This window comes from Nocardioides pantholopis (genome assembly GCF_003710085.1).
Classification (GTDB): Bacteria; Actinomycetota; Actinomycetes; order Propionibacteriales; family Nocardioidaceae; genus Nocardioides; species Nocardioides pantholopis.
Genome location: NZ_CP033324.1, coordinates 1,051,133 through 1,067,297 on the forward strand (window position 1 = coordinate 1,051,133; position 16,165 = coordinate 1,067,297).

Annotated in this window: 20 protein-coding genes; 10 read left to right on the top strand and 10 right to left on the bottom strand. The window is 74.1% G+C overall.

Features of this window, described 5'->3' with window-relative positions; genetic code table 11:
• Positions 1-16: 16 nt before the first annotated feature.
• The gene (locus EBO35_RS04980; protein ID WP_122816738.1) at positions 17-544 is read left to right on the top strand and encodes a DUF1697 domain-containing protein; all 528 of its coding nucleotides are present in this window, start codon (positions 17-19) and stop codon (positions 542-544) included.
• Here EBO35_RS04980 and EBO35_RS04985 read toward each other — a convergent pair.
• From EBO35_RS04985 to EBO35_RS05000, 4 genes are all read right to left on the bottom strand, one after another.
• Positions 504-1,757 carry an MFS transporter gene (locus EBO35_RS04985; RefSeq protein WP_122816739.1) on the bottom strand — a complete coding sequence of 418 codons (1,254 nt, stop codon included), beginning with the start codon at positions 1,755-1,757 and terminating at the stop codon, positions 504-506. The two genes, EBO35_RS04980 and EBO35_RS04985, sit on opposite strands and share 41 nt — an antisense overlap.
• Complete coding sequence (locus EBO35_RS04990) at positions 1,754-2,266, bottom strand: ArsR/SmtB family transcription factor (protein WP_122816740.1); 513 nt, start codon at positions 2,264-2,266, stop codon at positions 1,754-1,756. Before EBO35_RS04990 ends, EBO35_RS04985 begins: the two co-directional genes overlap by 4 nt.
• An 82-nt stretch (positions 2,267-2,348) precedes the next feature.
• A complete protein-coding gene (locus tag EBO35_RS04995; protein WP_122816741.1) occupies positions 2,349-3,119 on the bottom strand; it encodes an enoyl-CoA hydratase-related protein in 771 nt (256 codons plus the stop codon).
• Entirely contained in the window at positions 3,112-3,666 is a 555-nt protein-coding gene (locus tag EBO35_RS05000) for a nicotinamidase (protein ID WP_122816742.1), read from the bottom strand. Before EBO35_RS05000 ends, EBO35_RS04995 begins: the two co-directional genes overlap by 8 nt.
• Before the next feature lie 296 nt (positions 3,667-3,962).
• On the opposite strand from EBO35_RS05000, the gene EBO35_RS05005 reads away from it, so the two are divergent.
• Positions 3,963-4,889, top strand: a complete 927-nt coding sequence (locus EBO35_RS05005; protein ID WP_164477809.1) for a hypothetical protein — start codon at positions 3,963-3,965, stop codon at positions 4,887-4,889.
• A gap of 192 nt (positions 4,890-5,081) precedes the next feature.
• Here EBO35_RS05005 and EBO35_RS05010 read toward each other — a convergent pair whose 3' ends face one another.
• The gene (locus EBO35_RS05010; protein WP_122816744.1) at positions 5,082-6,377 is read right to left on the bottom strand and encodes a nicotinate phosphoribosyltransferase; all 1,296 of its coding nucleotides are present in this window, start codon (positions 6,375-6,377) and stop codon (positions 5,082-5,084) included.
• 39 nt (positions 6,378-6,416) lie between these two features.
• On the opposite strand from EBO35_RS05010, the gene clpS reads away from it, so the two are divergent.
• The 5 genes from clpS to EBO35_RS05035 all read left to right on the top strand — a co-directional run bounded on the left by clpS (position 6,417) and on the right by EBO35_RS05035 (position 9,597).
• Entirely contained in the window at positions 6,417-6,704 is a 288-nt protein-coding gene (clpS, locus tag EBO35_RS05015; RefSeq protein ID WP_241153870.1) for an ATP-dependent Clp protease adapter ClpS, read from the top strand.
• Entirely contained in the window at positions 6,701-7,282 is a 582-nt protein-coding gene (locus EBO35_RS05020) for a DUF2017 domain-containing protein (protein WP_122816746.1), read from the top strand. The genes clpS and EBO35_RS05020 overlap by 4 nt, the downstream gene beginning before the upstream one ends.
• An 8-nt stretch (positions 7,283-7,290) precedes the next feature.
• On the top strand, positions 7,291-7,764 hold the full coding sequence (locus EBO35_RS05025) for an NUDIX hydrolase (RefSeq protein ID WP_122816747.1): 474 nt from the start codon (positions 7,291-7,293) through the stop codon (positions 7,762-7,764).
• Between the two features lie 61 nt (positions 7,765-7,825).
• Positions 7,826-8,305 (top strand): MarR family winged helix-turn-helix transcriptional regulator, encoded by a 480-nt coding sequence (locus tag EBO35_RS05030; protein ID WP_122816748.1) that lies wholly within the window; start codon positions 7,826-7,828, stop codon positions 8,303-8,305.
• Positions 8,306-8,355: 50 nt separating this feature from the next.
• Positions 8,356-9,597 carry an MFS transporter gene (locus EBO35_RS05035; RefSeq protein WP_122816749.1) on the top strand — a complete coding sequence of 414 codons (1,242 nt, stop codon included), beginning with the start codon at positions 8,356-8,358 and terminating at the stop codon, positions 9,595-9,597.
• A 9-nt stretch (positions 9,598-9,606) separates the two neighbouring features.
• Here the strand turns inward: EBO35_RS05035 and gdhA are convergent, their stop codons facing one another.
• Positions 9,607-10,953: an NADP-specific glutamate dehydrogenase gene (gdhA, locus tag EBO35_RS05040; protein WP_122816750.1), complete on the bottom strand. Its 1,347-nt coding sequence runs from the start codon at positions 10,951-10,953 to the stop codon at positions 9,607-9,609.
• Between the two features lie 124 nt (positions 10,954-11,077).
• On the opposite strand from gdhA, the gene EBO35_RS05045 reads away from it, so the two are divergent.
• From EBO35_RS05045 to EBO35_RS05055, 3 genes are all read left to right on the top strand, one after another.
• Entirely contained in the window at positions 11,078-11,515 is a 438-nt protein-coding gene (locus EBO35_RS05045; protein ID WP_122816751.1) for a Mov34/MPN/PAD-1 family protein, read from the top strand.
• An 86-nt stretch (positions 11,516-11,601) separates the two neighbouring features.
• Complete coding sequence (locus EBO35_RS05050; RefSeq protein ID WP_122816752.1) at positions 11,602-11,889, top strand: MoaD/ThiS family protein; 288 nt, start codon at positions 11,602-11,604, stop codon at positions 11,887-11,889.
• A 5-nt stretch (positions 11,890-11,894) separates the two neighbouring features.
• Entirely contained in the window at positions 11,895-12,473 is a 579-nt protein-coding gene (locus EBO35_RS05055) for an NYN domain-containing protein (protein WP_122816753.1), read from the top strand.
• 7 nt (positions 12,474-12,480) lie between these two features.
• On the opposite strand, the gene EBO35_RS05060 is transcribed toward EBO35_RS05055, so the two are convergent.
• The 4 genes from EBO35_RS05060 to EBO35_RS05075 are packed head-to-tail and all read right to left on the bottom strand — an operon-like array spanning position 12,481 to position 16,082.
• Positions 12,481-13,107 carry a response regulator gene (locus EBO35_RS05060; RefSeq protein ID WP_206422678.1) on the bottom strand — a complete coding sequence of 209 codons (627 nt, stop codon included), beginning with the start codon at positions 13,105-13,107 and terminating at the stop codon, positions 12,481-12,483.
• Complete coding sequence (locus tag EBO35_RS05065) at positions 13,104-14,345, bottom strand: sensor histidine kinase (RefSeq protein ID WP_122816754.1); 1,242 nt, start codon at positions 14,343-14,345, stop codon at positions 13,104-13,106. The genes EBO35_RS05060 and EBO35_RS05065 overlap by 4 nt, the downstream gene beginning before the upstream one ends.
• 13 nt (positions 14,346-14,358) lie before the next feature.
• Complete coding sequence (locus tag EBO35_RS05070) at positions 14,359-15,114, bottom strand: ABC transporter permease (RefSeq protein ID WP_122816755.1); 756 nt, start codon at positions 15,112-15,114, stop codon at positions 14,359-14,361.
• Complete coding sequence (locus EBO35_RS05075) at positions 15,111-16,082, bottom strand: ABC transporter ATP-binding protein (RefSeq protein WP_122816756.1); 972 nt, start codon at positions 16,080-16,082, stop codon at positions 15,111-15,113. The genes EBO35_RS05070 and EBO35_RS05075 overlap by 4 nt, the downstream gene beginning before the upstream one ends.
• Positions 16,083-16,165: the final 83 nt, after the last annotated feature.

Here is a 16,165-nt window from a genome sequence, read left to right on the forward strand (position 1 = left end):
CGGTTGAATGCCTGGCATGGCGACGTACATCGGGTTCCTGCGCGCGATCAACCTGGGTGCCACCCGGAAGTTCCCCAAGGAGGCGATCGTGGCGGCGGCCGAGGGCGCCGGGTTCACCGGGGTGGCCACCCACATCAACACCGGCAACGTCCGCTTCGAGACAGCGATGCGCTCGCGGGCACGGATCGAGACCACGCTCGAGGACGCGTTCCGCGAGGCGGCCGGGTTCGAGGTGCCGACGATGGTGTTCACCCCTGCCGAGCTGCGCGCGGTGCTCGCCGAGGCGGAGGCCTTCGGGCACGGCGGGCGGCACTACGTCTCGTTCCTCAAGGCCGAGCCGTCGGCCGACCTGGTCGCGCAGCTCGAGGCGGGGAGCACCGCCGAGGAGGTCGCGAAGGTGGGCGGCCGGGCCGTGCACCTGATGCTCGGCGAGAACTACCACCAGGCGAGGCTGACCAACGCCACCGTTGAGAGGGCCCTGGGGCCCTCGACGAACCGCAACCTCACGGTGCTGCGGGCGATCGTGGCGAAGTGGGCGAGCTGACCCGGGGGAGGGTCCGCACCGCCCGGGAGGTCAGCACCAGGGCGACCACGACGGCGTACGCGATCCCGGCCGCGAGGATCGTGCGCTGCACGCCGTACGCCGCGGCGATCGGGCCGGCGGCGAGCTGGCCGACCGGGATCGCGGCGAAGGAGCCCAGGGCGTCGTAGGAGTAGGCGCGGGAGAGCATCTCCTCGGGGACGTTCTCCTGCATGGCCAGGTTCCAGCCCAGCGAGAAGGCCTCGACCCCCATGCCGGCGAGGAAGGCGGCGACGATCACCGGCGCGACGTGGCCGGTCGCGCCGAGCGCGACCAGCGGCAGCGCCCCGCAGAGCATCCCGAGCATGCCCCACAGCAGCGGCCGCTCCAGGCGGACCCGGGCCAGCACCAGCCCCATCACCAGGAACCCGACGGCCTCCGCGGAGAGAATCAGGCCCCAGCCGCGCTCGCCGATGTCGCCGGCCTTCGCCAGCACCGGGCCGAGCGTGTAGAAGGCGCCGCTCTCCAGCGCGTTGATGAGCGCGAAGCCGAGCACCACCGCCCACAGCCAGGTGGTGCTGACGAAGAGCCGCCAGCCGTCGCGCAGCTCGACGAGCATCGACTCCTCCGCGCCGGTGCGCTCGCGGGCGGGGATCCGCACGCCGAGCAGGAGCAGCGCGGCGAGCAGGTAGGTGGTCCCGTCGATCGCGAGCGCCCAGCCGGGGCCGAGGGTGACCACGAGGACCCCGGCGGCGGACGGGCCCAGGACGGTCAGGCTGCTGCGCATCAGCGAGAGCAGCACGTTGGCGGCCTGGAGCTCCTCGCGCGGGACCAGGGCCGGGACCACGCTGCCGAGGGCGGGCAGGCTGATCGCCGCGGCGGTGCCGTTCACCGCGGTCAGGACCACCAGCTGCCAGATCTCGGCGGTCCCGGTGACGACCAGGCCGGCGATCACGAGCTGGGACAGACCGGCCATCACGTTGCTCGTCTGGATCACCCGGGTGCGGCCGAACCGGTCGGCGATCACCCCGCCGGCGAGCAGGAACACCACCAGCGGGATCGAGTGCGCGGCCAGCACGGTGCCGAGCGCGCCGGGGGAGTCGCTGACCTCGAGCACCGCGAACGCGGTGGCGACACCGGCCATCGTCGAGCCGAGCATGTTCACGCCCCGGCTGAGGAAGTAGTAGCGGAAGCCGCGCTCGCGCAGCGGGGCCAGCGCCCGGCCGCGCTCGCTCACGGCTGCATCCCGAACGCCGCGATGCTCAGGTTCACCCGCCGCGTCCCCTCGGTGCGCGGCGGGCGCGCCGCGTCGTGCACGAGCGCGCCGGCCTGCTCCACCAGGGCCAGGGCCTGCGACCAGACCTCGTCGTCCACCCAGAGCTCGGCGTCGCAGTAGTACCCCCGGCCGTGCTCCGGGGTGCGCAGGGCGTGGCGGCGTACCAGCTCCTGGGCCAGGGCCCGGACGTCGAGGCTGCGCGTCCCGGGCAGCTCGGCCTCCTGCGCGGCCACCTCGCGCCAGCGGTGGCGGTACCGCTTCGCCACCCCGCCGCGGACCTTCTCCTCCCCGGAGACCATCACCTCCCCGGCCCGCGCCAGCAGCCGCAGGTGGTAGGAGGCGTTGGCATGGGTGACCCCCAGCTCCCGGGCCACCTCGGCGGCGCTCAGGTCTGCGCCGGTCAGCAGGGACAGGATCCGCAGCCGCAGCGGGTGCGCGGTGGCCCGCAGCGATCGGGTGGGCTCGTCCACGGCGTACCTCCCCAGGGCTGTTGGCGAGCCTGCCGGGTGTCCGGCCACACTGACAAGCAAGTGTTGGGGAGGGTGGTGACCCTTAGGCCCCGCGGAACCCCGGCCGCCGCCGCTCGGCGAAGGCGCGGATGCCCTCGGCGGCGTCGGCGGTGCGCAGCAGGACGGCCTGGCCGGTGCGCTCGCGCTCCAGCGCCGCCTCGAGCTGGTCGAGGGTGGCCGCGTTGACTGCCTTCTTGGCGGCGGCGAGGGCCAGCGGCGGGCCGGCGGCCAGCCGGCGTACGACGGTCGCGACCAGGTCGGCGAAGCCGTCGTCGGCGACCACGTGGGTGGCGAGCCCGGCCTCGTGCGCCTCCCGCCCTGAGAGCGGCTCGGCCAGCAGCGCCATCCGCATCGCCCGGGCCCGCCCGACCGCGGCCGCGACGGTGGCCGTGGCCCCGCCGTCGGGCATCAGGCCGACCCGGGCGAACGCGAGGAGGAACGAGGCCGACTCGGCGGCGATCACCAGGTCCGCGGCCAGCGCGGCCGAGCAGCCCACGCCGGCGGCGACGCCGTTGACAGCGGCGACCACCGGCTTGTCGAGGTTCACGATCGCCCGGATGATCCGGTTGGCGGCGTCGAGCGCGCGGACGTCGAAGCGCTCGGGGGCGTCCTCCCCGGACAGGTCGGCCCCGGTGCTGAACGCCGGCCCGGTCCCGGTGAGCACCACGACCCGCACGTCGTCGCGGGCCCGGGCGCCCTCCAGCTCAGCGGCCAGGTCGGCGGCCATCGACGCGCTGAGGGCGTTGAATACCTCCGGGCGGTTCAGGGTCAGCCAGAGCGCGCCGTCCTCGAGGCGGACCTCGAGGTCAGCCAACGTCGATCCCGGCGCCGCGCATCTCCTCCAGGGCCGCGGTTGTGGTCGCGGGCGCCACCCCGGCGCACAGGTCGAGGAGCACCCGGGTGCCGAACCCGTTCGCGGCGGCGTCCAGCGCCGTGGCCCGCACGCAGTGGTCGGTCGCGATGCCGCAGACGTCGACCTCGCCCACCTCGTGGCGGCGCAGCCAGTCGGCGAGCCCGGTGCCGTCCGGGTCGGCCCCTTCGAAGCCGGAGTACGCCGCGGCGTACTCGCCCTTGCGGAACACCGCCTCCAGGGGGCCCTGGTCCAGCTCGGGGTGGAACTCCTCGCCGGGCGTCCCGACCGCGCAGTGGACCGGCCAGGAGTCGACGAAGTCCGGCTCCGCTGACCAGTGGCCGCCGGGGTCGTGGTGGTGGTCCTTGGTGGCGACCACGTGGTCGTATCCGGCACCGCCGCGCAGCAGCGCGCTGATGTCCCGGGCGACCTGGGCGCCGCCCGTGACGGCCAGCGAGCCGCCCTCGCAGAAGTCGTTCTGGACGTCGACGACGATCAGGGCCCGCTTCATGCGCGTGAGCCTAGTGGGCTGGTGTCCGTGCGCCGACCGTCGAGGAAAAACAGGTGGGGTGGGTGGCGTACGGCGAACAACTGGTGGGGTCGAGCCGAATTCGGAGCTCGAAATCGCCCCGACCCCACCAGTTGTTCCGGGGAGGCCGGCGGACCCCACCAGTTTCTCGTCGGACCGGACCCGTGCCGGCACGGAAGCGGGCCGCCGGCCGTCCACCGGCGCCCTCGGGGCCGGGCTTCTCCCCAGGCGCGGGCCCGGCCGGTGCGGGGGTCGGCGCCCGCCGCGACCGTGGCGGGATGAGAGAAACCCGGGAGGTGGTGCGCGGCCGCAGCCCGGGCGCGGGCTGGTCGCGCGTCGCGTGGGGGCTGCACCGCCGCGGCGGTCCGTCGCCGTCGGCCGACCTCGCGGCCTGCGCGGAGCTGCTGCCGAGGCTCGCGGCGTTCACGCACCTCACCAGCGCGCGGGCGCGCGGCTGGTGGCTGCCGCCGCTGCCCGAGCCGCTGCCGTTCTGGGCGGCGCAGATCACCTCGCAGAACGCCTCCGAGCGGGCCGGGCTCATCGTGAGCCGGCACCGGGCGATCCCCGAGAGCGAGCTGGTCGACGGCATCCGGCTGGCTCTGCCCGGCGAGACGCTGCTGGCCTGTGCCCGAGACCTGGGGCTGGTCGACCTGGTGGTGCTCGTCGACTGCGTGCTGCAGCGGCGCGAGGCGTCGTACGCCGAGCTGGCGCGGGTGGCCCGGCAGCACCGGCGCGGGGCGCCCCGGCTGCGCGAGGCGCTGGCGCTCGCCGACGGCCGGGCCGAGTCGCCCTGGGAGACGCTGCTGCGGCTTCTGCACGTGGTGAGCGGCATCCGGGTCGAGCCGCAGCGGGTGCTGCGCGACGAGGACGGCGCGTTCGTGGCGCGGGCCGACCTGCTGCTGACCGGCTCCCGGGTCCTCCACGAGTACGACGGCGCTCACCATCTGGAGCGGGCCGAGCAGCGCCGCGACCTGGAGCGGGACCGGCGGCTGGAGCGGGCCGGATGCCGCCGGCACGGCTACACCCGCGAGGACGTCCTGCACCAGGGCGTGCTCATCCTCCGCGACGCCGATGCCGCGGTCGGGCGGCCGCACGACCCGGGGACGATCACCCGCTGGCACGACCTGCTGCGCGAGTCGCTGTTCACCCCGGCCGGGACCGCCCGGTTCCGGGCTCGGCTGGGGCGGGCGGCCGGCTCCGGCTGACCCCGGGCCAGCCTCTCGCCGGCGCACGACGAACAACTGGTGGGGTCGGGGCGATTTCGGGGCTCGAAATCGCCCCGACCCCACCAGTTGTTCCAGAAGGGCCGGCCCACCCCACCTGTTTTTCGAAGTGAGCAGCCCGAGTCGGCTCACCCCACCTGTTTTTTCGAACCGGCCAGCCGGAAGCCGGGCCCCTCAGACCGACAGCGTGGGAATCACCGGCTCGCCGCGCGACATCTGCTGGGCCGCGCGGGGCAGCTCGGCGCGGGCGCGCAGGTGCCGCTCGCGGGCCGCCTCCAGCGGCTCGCGGCCCACGACCTTCCCGTCGCGCACGAGCGGGACCAGCAGCGGCCGGTCGTTGCCGTCGTCGGTCGGGGTCGCCCCGACGCCGACGACCTCGGCCTCGGCGACCCCGTTGGCCCGGCGACGGCGCAGGGCGTACTTGCGGCCCCCGACCGAGACCTTGTCCTTGCTGCGCTTCGCCACCGCCACCATCTCGCCGGCGTCGTCGGCGCGGGCTACCAGCTTGTAGACGAAGCCCGACGTCGGGTGGCCCGAGCCGGTGACGAGCTGGGTGCCCACGCCGTAGCCGTCCACCGGCGCCGCCGCGAGCGCGGCGATCGCGTACTCGTCGAGGTCGCTGGTCACGATGATCCGGGTGTCGTGCGCCCCGAGCCGGTCCAGCTGGGCGCGGACCTCGTGCGCGAGCGCGCCCAGGTCGCCGGAGTCCAGGCGTACGGCGCCCAGCTCCGGGCCGGCGACCTCGACCCCGAGCCGGACGGCCTCGGCGACGTCGTAGGTGTCGACGAGCAGGGTGGTCCCGCGGCCCAGCGAGGTGACCTGGGCGCGGAAGGCGTCCTGCTCGCTGTCGTGGAGCAGCGTGAAGCTGTGCGCGCTGGTGCCGCTGCTCGGTACGCCGTAGCGGTGCCGGGCCGCGAGGTTGGAGGAGCCGGCGAAGCCGGCGACGTACGCCGCGCGCGCGGCCGCCACGGCGGCCTCCTCGTGGGTGCGCCGCGAGCCCATCTCGATGCAGGGCCGCCCGTGCGCCGTCTGGGTCATCCGCGAGGCGGCCGAGGCGACCGCGCTGTCGTGGTTGTAGATCGAGAGCAGCACGGTCTCCAGGAGCACTGCCTCGGCGAACGGCGCCTCGACCACCACCAGCGGCGAGTGCGGGAAGTAGATCTCGCCCTCCGGATAGCCCCAGATGTCGCCGGAGAACCGGTAGGACGCCAGCCAGTCGAGGGTCCGGGCGTCGACGATCTCGCTGATCGCCTCGAGGACCGGCTCGTCGAACCGGAACGCCTCGATCGCGTCCAGCGCCCGCCCCACGCCGGCCACGACCCCGTAGCGGCGGCCCTCGGGGAGCCGTCTGGGGAACAGCTCGAAGACCGAGTGCCGCTCGGCGGTGCCGGCCGCCAGGGCGGCCTGGAGCATCGTCAGCTCGTAGTGGTCGGTGAGCAGGGCCGTCGAGGGTGCCGTCGGGGGAGCCACGGCGTCAGTGTGCCAAGTCGGTGTGCCAACATGGGGGACGTGTCCGCCCCGGCCGAGGTCGAGCCCATCCTCACCCCTGACGAGGTCACCCTCCCGGCGACGCCGTGGGTGACGATCGTGTGGAACGACCCCGTGAACCTGATGTCCTACGTGACCTACGTCTTCCAGAAGTACTTCGGCTACTCCAAGCAGAAGTCGGAGAAGCTGATGATGGAGGTCCACGAGGACGGCCGCTCCGTGGTCAGCACCGGCACCCGCGAGGAGATGGAGCGCGACGTGCAGGCGATGCACGAGTACGGCCTGTGGGCGACGATGGAGAAGCAGTGAGCGGCTTCGCCCGGCACCGGCGCAGCCGGCGGATCATCGCGAACTTCACCGGCTTCCAGGCCGACCTGATCCGCTCGCTGGCCCAGCAGCTGGTCGAGCTGCTGCGCAACGAGGAGGCCGTCCCGACCACGGGGCGCGACCCGCTCGAGGTGCTCCTGGACTTCTCCGGTCCGACCACCGAGCCGGAGGACCCGGTGCTGGCCCGGCTGTTCCCCACGGCGTACCCCGACGATCCGGAGGCGGCCGCGGAGTTCCGGCGCTTCACCGAGGGCGCGCTGCGCGACGGCAAGGCCCGCTCGGCGGCCACGGTGATCGACACGCTCACCGAGGCCGGCCTGCCGGCGGAGCCCGACGAGCGCCTGATGATCGACGTCGAGCTCGACGAGGCCGCGGCCGAGAGCTGGCTGCGCTGCTTCAACGACCTGCGCCTGGCGCTGGCCTCGCGGCTCGCCGTCGAGGACGACGACGAGGAGTTCTGGGAGTCGCTGCCCGAGGAGGACCCCCGCGCGCAGACCCACGACATCTACGAGTGGATCGGCTACCTGCAGGAGACCCTCGTCAACGCCCTCACCCGCTAGGAGCCCCCGTGCCGATCCCGCCCTTCGTCACCGACCTGCGCCGGATGGTGGGCGACCACGAGCTCTGGCTGCCGGGCGTCACCGCGGTCGTCGTCCACGAGGGCGCGGTGCTGCTGACCCTGCGCGCGGACAACGGCGAGTGGGCGCCGGTCACCGGGATCATCGACCCGGGGGAGGAGCCGGCGCTCGCCGCCCGCCGGGAGGCGCTGGAGGAGACCGGGGTGGAGATCAGCGTGGACCGACTCGCCTCCGTGGGCGTGATCCCGCCGGTCACCTACGCCAACGGCGACCGGGCCAGCTACCTCGACCTGACCTTCGCCTGCTCGTGGGTCGCGGGCACGCCGTACGCCGCCGACGACGAGAACACCGACGCGCGCTGGTGGCCGCTCGACGCGCTGCCGCCGATGGACGAGCACCTGCGTGCGCGCCTGGAGGCGGCGCTCTCCGGAGAGTGTGCCGCCCGCTACCGCTCGGGGCGCTGAGCGGGCGGATTCGGTCCGCGTCCGGATCATCCCTGACGGACCGATCGCCTACGGTTGGCCTATGAGCACCAGCGTCGACCGGGTCGACCTGTCCTTCCTCCTCAACCAGGCGTCGTACGCCTTTGCCGCCCGGCTGGGCGACGCGCTGAGCGACCTCGGGATCAGCGTGCGCGAGTTCTGCGTGCTGATGAAGGCCGCGGAGCAGGAGCGGACCCAGAACCAGGTCGCCGAGCTCGCCTCGCTCGACAAGACCACGATGGTGGTCACCCTCGACGGCCTCGAGCGCGCCGGCCTCGCCGAGCGTCGGGTCTCGAGCGCGGACCGGCGGGCCCGCGTCGTCGTGGTCACGGCGCAGGGCCTGGACCTGCTCGCCCAGGCGTACGACGTGGTCGACGAGGCGGTCGAGGCGTCCCTCGGCGTCCTCGACGAGCCGACCCGCCGGACCTTCCTCGAGGCGCTGACCGTGCTCACCCAGGGGCCCTGGGCGACGCCCTCCCACACCGCTCCGGTACGCCGCCGGCAACCACGCCCGACCGAGTAGTAGGTCAAAACAAGATAGTCCCGCACGAAACAATTCGGTACGGTCGTTCCATGACGTCGACCCGTGCCCGGCTCCCGGCCCTGATCGTGCTCGCCACGGTGCAGCTGATGGTGATCCTCGACGGCACGATCGTGAACGTCGCACTGCCGGCCGTCCGCGCCGACCTCGGGCTCTCCGAGGTCGGCCTGGCCTGGGTCGTGAACGCCTTCTTCGTCGCCTTCGCGCTGGTGCTGCTGCCGGCCGGCCGTCTGGGGGACCTGGTGGGACCACGGCGGGTCCTGACCGCCGGGCTCACGGTCTTCGTGGTCGCGACGGCGCTGTGCGGGCTCGCCGAGAGCCCGGCCGCCCTGCTCGCGGCCCGGGCGCTCCAAGGCGTCGGCGGCGGGCTGGCCAGCGCCGTGGTGCTGGGCATGGTGGCGGCACTCTTCCCGGAGCCGGCGGGCCGGGCCCGGGCCTTCGGGGCGCTGGCCTTCGTCGGTGCCGCGGGCGGCGCGGCCGGTGCCCTGCTCGGCGGCGCGCTCACCGACCTCGGGTCCTGGCGCTGGGTCTTCGGGGTCAACGTGCCGCTCGCGCTCGCCGTCCTCGCCGGCGTGCTCCTGGCCGTGCCGGAGCAGCCCGGCATCGGCCTGCGGGCGGGACTCGCGGCCCGGGTCCCGCTGGTGCCCCGCCGACTGCTGACGCACCGGCGCTTCGCGCTGGCCAACGCCGTGCTGCTGAGCGTGACGGTGGCCGGCTTCTCCTTCCAGTTCCTCAGCGGCCTCTACCTGCAGGAGCAGCTGGGCTGGTCGCCGATGCGCACCGGGCTGGCGTACCTGCCGGTGACCGCGGCCATCGCGGTGGCCTCGATCGGCCTCTCCGCGCGGCTGGCCGCCTCGATCGGGCCGGAGCGGGTGGCGGTGGCGGGCCTGGTGCTCTTCGTCGTCGGGCTGGTGGTGCTCTCCGCCTTCCCCGCGGACGGCGCCTTCTGGCGGGACGTGGCCTTCCCGATGCTCCTGCTCGGCACCGGCTTCGGGCTGGCGATGCCGCAGGTGATCGGGATGGCGATGGCGGTCGCGGGCGAGGCGGACGGCGGCGCCGCGTCCGGCGTGGTCGCCACCACCCAGCAGCTCGGCGGGGCGGTCGGGCTCGCGGTCCTCGTGCCGCTGGCCAGCGCCACCACCCTCGGCACCGGCCTGCTGGCCGCGGCCGGCGTGCTCGCGGTGGGCGCGGGTGTCGCCGCGACCCTGGTCGGACCCCCGGCGGACGACCAGGGCGCCCCCGGCCGCGAGGTCGGGGACGCCCTGGTCCGGTAGGGCGGGTGCTCAGACGACGCCGAGGGCCAGCATCGCGTCGGCGACCTGGATGAAGCTGGAGATGTTCGCGCCCGCGACGTAGTTGCCGGGGGAGCCGTACTCGTCGGCGGCGCTCGCGCAGCGCTCGTGCACGCCGACCATGATCTCGTGCAACCGCTGCTCGGTGTGCTCGAAGGACCAGGAGTCCCGCGAGGCGTTCTGCTGCATCTCCAGCGAGCTGGTCGCCACGCCACCGGCGTTAGCGGCCTTGCCGGGCGCGAACAGGACCGAGCGCTCCTGGAAGAGCCGCACGGCGTCGGGCGTGCAGGGCATGTTCGCGCCCTCGGCGACGGCCAGCACGCCGTTCTCGACCAGCTTCAGCGCCGCGGCGTCGTCGAGCTCGTTCTGGGTCGCGCAGGGGAGTGCCACCTCGCAGGGGACGTCCCACACGCTGCCGCCGGCGACGAAGCGGGCGCTGCCGCGCTCCGCGGCGTACGCCGTGAGGCGGGCGCGGTCGACCTCCTTGACCTGCTTGAGCAGTGCCAGGTCGAGGCCGGCCTCGTCGACGACATAGCCGGAGGAGTCCGAGCAGGCCACCACCTGGGCGCCGAGCTCGGCAGCCTTCTGGGCGGCGTAGATCGCGACGTTGCCCGACCCGGAGACGACGACCCGCCGGCCCGAGAGTGAGCTGCCGGTGGAGGCGAGCATCTGCTCGGTGAAGAAGACGGTGCCGTACCCGGTGGCCTCGCGGCGCACCTGCGAGCCGCCGTACGCCAGGCCCTTGCCGGTCAGCACGCCGGACTCGTAGCGGTTGGTGATCCGCTTGTACTGCCCGAACAGGTAGCCGATCTCGCGCTCGCCGACGCCGATGTCGCCCGCGGGGACGTCGGTGTACTCGCCGAGGTGGCGGTAGAGCTCGGTCATCAGCGACTGGCAGAAGCGCATGACCTCGTTGTCGCTGCGGCCCTTGGGGTCGAAGTCCGAGCCGCCCTTGCCGCCGCCGATCGGCAGGCCGGTCAGCGCGTTCTTGAAGATCTGCTCGAAGCCGAGGAACTTCACGATGCCGAGGTAGACCGAGGGGTGGAAGCGCAGGCCGCCCTTGTACGGGCCGAGGGCGGAGTTGAACTCGACCCGGAAGGCGCGGTTGATCTGCACCCGGCCCTGGTCGTCGGTCCACGGGACCCGGAAGATCAGCTGCCGCTCCGGCTCGCAGAGCCGCTCGATGACTGCGTGGTGGAGGTAGTCGGGGTGCTTGCGCACCACCGGCGCCAGCGACTCCAGAACCTCGGCGACGGCCTGGTGGAACTCGGTCTCACCGGGGTTGCGGGCGAGGACCGTGGCGTAGTGCGGCTCCAGGTCGGAGGACAGCTCGTTCATGGCAGAACCCTAGGTCGGTCCGTGCGCCCCACCACACCCGGGTGCCGCCGTGCCCGGCCGCCGTCCCGGGTCCGCGGGCCGGGCGGGTGCCGGGGGCCGCGAGGCCACGGCCTAGGCTGGAGGCGTGCTGACCATCGATCAGGCGACCCACGACGCCATCGTCGCGCACGCCAAGCGGGACCACCCCGACGAGGCCTGCGGCATCGTCGCCGGCCCCGCGGGCAGCGACCGCCCGGAGCGGCTGGTCGAGATGGTCAACGCCGCCGGGAGCCCGACGTTCTACGAGTTCGACTCGATGGACCTGTTCGCGCTCTACAAGGAGATGGACGCCGCCGACGAGGAGCCGGTCGTCGTCTACCACTCCCACACCGCCACCGAGGCCTACCCGAGCCGCACCGACATCGGGCTGGCCAGCGAGCCGAACGCCCACTACGTGCTGGTCAGCACCCGCGAGCACGGGAATAACGACGGCCCGGTGGAGTTCAGGTCGTATCGCATCGTCGACGGCGAGGTGACCGAGGAAGAGGTCGCCGTCGTCGCGACGCTGCCCCCTCCGGCCTGACCGGCCGGCTCGCACCAGACCCGCTCGACCCCGTCGCCCGACCGACTCGCACGGCGACGCAGCCCAACCCGAGGAGTAGTCCCGCCATGGCCATCGAGGTCCGAATCCCCACCATCCTGCGCACCTACACCGGCGGCGAGAAGGCCGTGAACGCCGACGGCGCCAGCCTCAGCGCGCTGATCGACGACCTCGAGGCCAACCACCCGGGCATCAAGGACCGCCTCATCGACACCAAGGACGGCAAGGTCGACCTGCGCCGGTTCGTCAACGTCTACATCAACGACGAGGACGTCCGGTTCATCGGCGGCCTCGAGGCGCCGCTGTCCGACGGCGACCAGGTCGTCGTGCTGCCCGCCGTGGCCGGCGGCTGCTGAGCGCGATGCACCCAGGGTCAGGGAGCCCCGAGCCGGGCCGGCGCACGTTCGTCCTCGTCGACGGCGAGAACATCGACGCCACGCTCGGCAACTCCCTGCTCGGGCGGCGTCCCCAGCCCGAGGAGCGGCCGCGCTGGGAGCGCGTGACGGCGTACGCCGAGGAGCTGTGGGACCAGCCGGTCACCGGCCTGTTCTTCCTCAACGCCTCCCACGGCCAGCTGCCCGCGAGCTTCGTCCAGGCCCTGCTGGCCATGGACTATCGGCCGGTGCCGCTGGCCGGGCGCAGCGACGAGAAGGTCGTCGACATCGGCATCCAGCGCACGCTGGACGCGTTGGCCGAGCGCGACGCCGACGTGCTGCTGTGCAGCCACGACGCCGACTTCGTCGACCACCTGCGGCCGCTGCTCGACGGCCACCGCCGGGTCGGCGTGCTGGCGCTGCGCGAGTACGCCAGCATCCAGTACGACAACCTCGGCATCGAGCTGCACGACCTCGAGGACGACGTCCGCGCGTTCAACGTCCCGCTGCCGCGGGTCCGCATCATCGCGCTCGAGGACTTCGACCCCGAGGCCTTCCTGCGCTGAGCCCCGCTCAGCCGCCGAGGATCCCGCGCTCGTACGCCGTCGCGACGGCGGCCGCTCGGTCGCCGACCCCGAGCTTCTCGTAGACGTGCGTGAGGTGGGTCTTGACGGTCGCCTCGCTGACGAAGAGCTGCTGCGCGATGGCCCGGTTCGTCGTGCCGCGGGCGACCAGCGCGAGCACCTCCCGCTCGCGGACGGTCAGTGCGGCCCCGGGCGGGGGCCGACGCACGTGCGAGGTGAGCCGGGCGACGACCGCGGGGGAGAGCACTGTCTCGCCGGCGGCCGTGGCGCGCACCGCCTCGAAGATCCGCTCCGCCGGGGTGTCCTTGAGCAGGTAGCCGGTCGCGCCCGCCTCGATCGCCGCGACCGTGTCGGCGTCGGTGTCGTAGGTGGTCAGCACCAGCACCGCCGCCCGGGACCCCTGGGCCCGCAGGGCGCGCACCGCGTCGACGCCACCGCCGCCGGGCATCCGCAGGTCCATCACCACGACGTCGGGGTCGGTCTCCCGGACCCGGGCGACGGCCTCGGGGCCGCTGGCCGCCTCGCCCACCACCTCGAAGTCGGCGACGGCGCCGAGCATGCTGCGGATCCCGTCGCGGACGACCGGGTGGTCGTCGGCGACCACGATCCGGATCACGCCGCCTCCCGGGCCAGCGCGGGCAGCCGCACCGAGACGGCGGTCCCGGTCCCGGGCCGCGACTCGACGCCCAGCGTGCCCGCGAGCCGCTCGGCCCGGGCCCGCATGCCCCGCAGGCCGAACGAGCTCCCGCCGGCCGGCTGCTCGGGGTCGAAGCCGACGCCGTCGTCGCGGACGTCGAGCAGGACCTCCTCGCCGTCGTAGGACAGGGTCACCCCGACCCGGGCCGCGCCGGAGTGCCGGGCGACGTTGGCGAGCGCCTCCTGCGTCACCCGCAGGACTGTCGCCTCGACCTCGGGATGGAGCGGCCGGACGTCGCCGGTGACGACGAGGTCGGTGCGCGCCGCGTGGTCGGCCGCCCAGCCGCGGACGATGCCGTCCAGCGCCTCCGGCAGCGCTGCCTCGGTCAGTGGCACCGGCGCCAGGTCCATCACCGAGCGCCGGGCCTCGGCCAGCGCCGCGCGGGCCAGCTCGGTGGCCCGCGCGATCCGGGGCCGGGGGTCGGGGTCCTGGGCAGCCGCCTGGAGCTGGGCCAGGACCGCGGCGAGGGACTGGGCGATCGTGTCGTGGATCTCGCGCGAGAGCCGCTGGCGCTCCTCCTGCACCCCGGCGACGCGGGCCTGGGCCACGACGGTCTGCTGTAGCGAGTCGTTGCGGGCGATGGCCTCCTCCAGGCTGGCGTTGACCCGCTCGAGCTCGGTGATCGCGCTCGCGCGGTCCTCGCTGGTCCGCTCGACGTGGATCGCGTACCGGCCCATCGCGGCCGCCAGGCCGAAGTTCAGCGCGAACAGCGCCAGGAAGAGCACCACGTGCCCGGTGGAGCCGACGGGCAGGCCGCCCGACTGGCCGGTGGCCATCACCACCGCTGTCGCGCCGAACGCCAGCCACACCCCGCGTCCGCGGAAGGTGTCAGTCGCGTCGGCGAACCCGATCCAGCCGAAGACGCAGAACAGCGGGTTGAGCAGTGTCAGCGCGAAGGCCAGGAGGGTCCGCAGCACGTAGCGGAACGGGGTGCTGGCCGCGGCCGTCGGGAGCGGCCGGCCGTAGGCCCACCAGGCCAGGCATGCAGCGGTCGCCGCAACGAGCGCGAGCTGGGCGGCCAGGCGCCAGGCCGGCGAGGTCCCGTCGGTCGCCGGCCCGGTCGCGAGAGCCGCGACCGTGGCCACGACGAGGAGCGCCAGGGGGAGGTGCCGGTACGAGCGCTCCCAGGCCTGCTCACCGGGGACGGTCGCGCTCATGCGTCGTACCCTCTCACTCCCAGCGGAAGGTGCGCACCGCCAGCAGCGAGAGCACCACCGCCCACACGGCGACCACGAGCAGGTGCTGGCCCGCGGGGAACCCGCCCGCCAGCGCCTCGGTCATCGCCTCCGCCGCCGCGGTCAGCGGCGTGAAGCCGAGGACGTCGCGCAGCGGGTCCGGCATCGCCTGCACCGGCAGGTAGACGCCGGCGGTGAACATCGCCGGGAAGAACACCAGCATGCCGACCACGTTGCCGGTCCGGGCATCGGGGGAGACCGAGGTGAGGACGGCGCCGATCGAGAACGCCGCGGCCAGGGCGAGCAGGTACGCCAGCCCGTAGCCGGGCAGCGAGCCGGGGAACGGGACGGCGAAGACCAGCCGGCCCACCGCGAGCGCGAGCAGCGAGGAGGTGACGACGGCGGCGGCGTGCAGCAGCACCTGGGCCCCGAGCAGGGCACCCGGGCCGACCGGCGTCGTGCTCAGCCGGCGCAGCACCCCGCTCTCGCGGTAGGCGAGGACGACGGGAGGCATCGACATCACCGCGGCCATGATCATCGAGAGCAGGATCGCGACCGGGAGATAGAGATCGACGTCGCGCAGCCCGCCCAGCTCCGGGTCCGGGTCCCGGAAGCTCGGGATCGCCCCGAGGATGCACAGCAGCGCGGTGGGGAAGACCAGGATCCAGAACAGGGAGGTGAGCTCGCGGCCGAAGAGCCTCGCCTCGGTGCGCAGCACGACCCGGGCGCCGGGGGCGACGAGGGCGCTCATGCGGGCTCCTCCGCCCGGTCGGTGGCGGTCAGGTCCAGGTAGGCCGTGTCCAGGGACCCGGACGTCACGTCCAGCTGCCTCGGCACGACGCCCTGGGCGACGAGCGTCGTCACCACGGTGACGGCGACCTCCTCGTCGCCGGTCACGACCACGGCGCCCGCCTCGGCGTACGCCGCGCGCACGCCGGGCAGCGAGCGCAGCGCCGCGAGGTCGACCGGCGCCGACGGCACGAACGTCATCGTCGTCGCCTCGCCAGCGGTGCGGATCAGCCCCGCGGGGGTGTCCAGGGCGCGGATCCGCCCGCCGTCGATGATCGCGACCCGGTCGCACAGCGCCTGGGCCTCCTCCATCGAGTGGGTGACCAGCAGCACTGTCACGCCCGAGTCGCGCAGGTCGCGCACCACCTGCCACACGTCGCGGCGGGCGCGGGGGTCCAGCCCGGTGCTCAGCTCGTCGAGGATCACCACCTGCGGGCGCGCGACGAGGGCGAGCGCGATCGAGAGCCGCTGCTGCTGGCCGCCGCTGAGGTCGCCGAACCGGCGCCGGAGGTGCTCGCCCAGACCGAGCCGCCCGGCGACCTGGCGCCACGGCACGGGGTCGTCGTACAGCGCCGACCAGAGCTCCAGCGCCTCCTGGACGGTGATCTTCGCCTGCAGCCGGCTCTCCTGGAGCTGGATCGACAGCACACGGGTCAGCGCCTCCCGCTCGGTCCAGGGGTCGATCCCGAGCACCCGGACCCGGCCGGCGTCGCCGACCCGGAGGCCGGCGACCGCCTCGACAGTCGTGGTCTTCCCCGCGCCGTTCGGGCCGAGGATGCCGAAGACCTCGCCGCGCGCCACGGTGAAGCCGACGCCGTCGACCGCGACCTTCGCGCCGTAGGTCTTGCGGAGGCCGTCGACCTGCACGGCCGGCTCGGCAGGAGGGTCGGCAGGAGGGTCGGCGGGGGGCTCGGGGGCGGGTGTGGGCACGGCTCGAGCCTGGCCGGCGGCGACGTCTCGCACATCGGGCAACCGGCGGCCGCTCGGGTCGGCCGATCGGTGGATGTCATGCT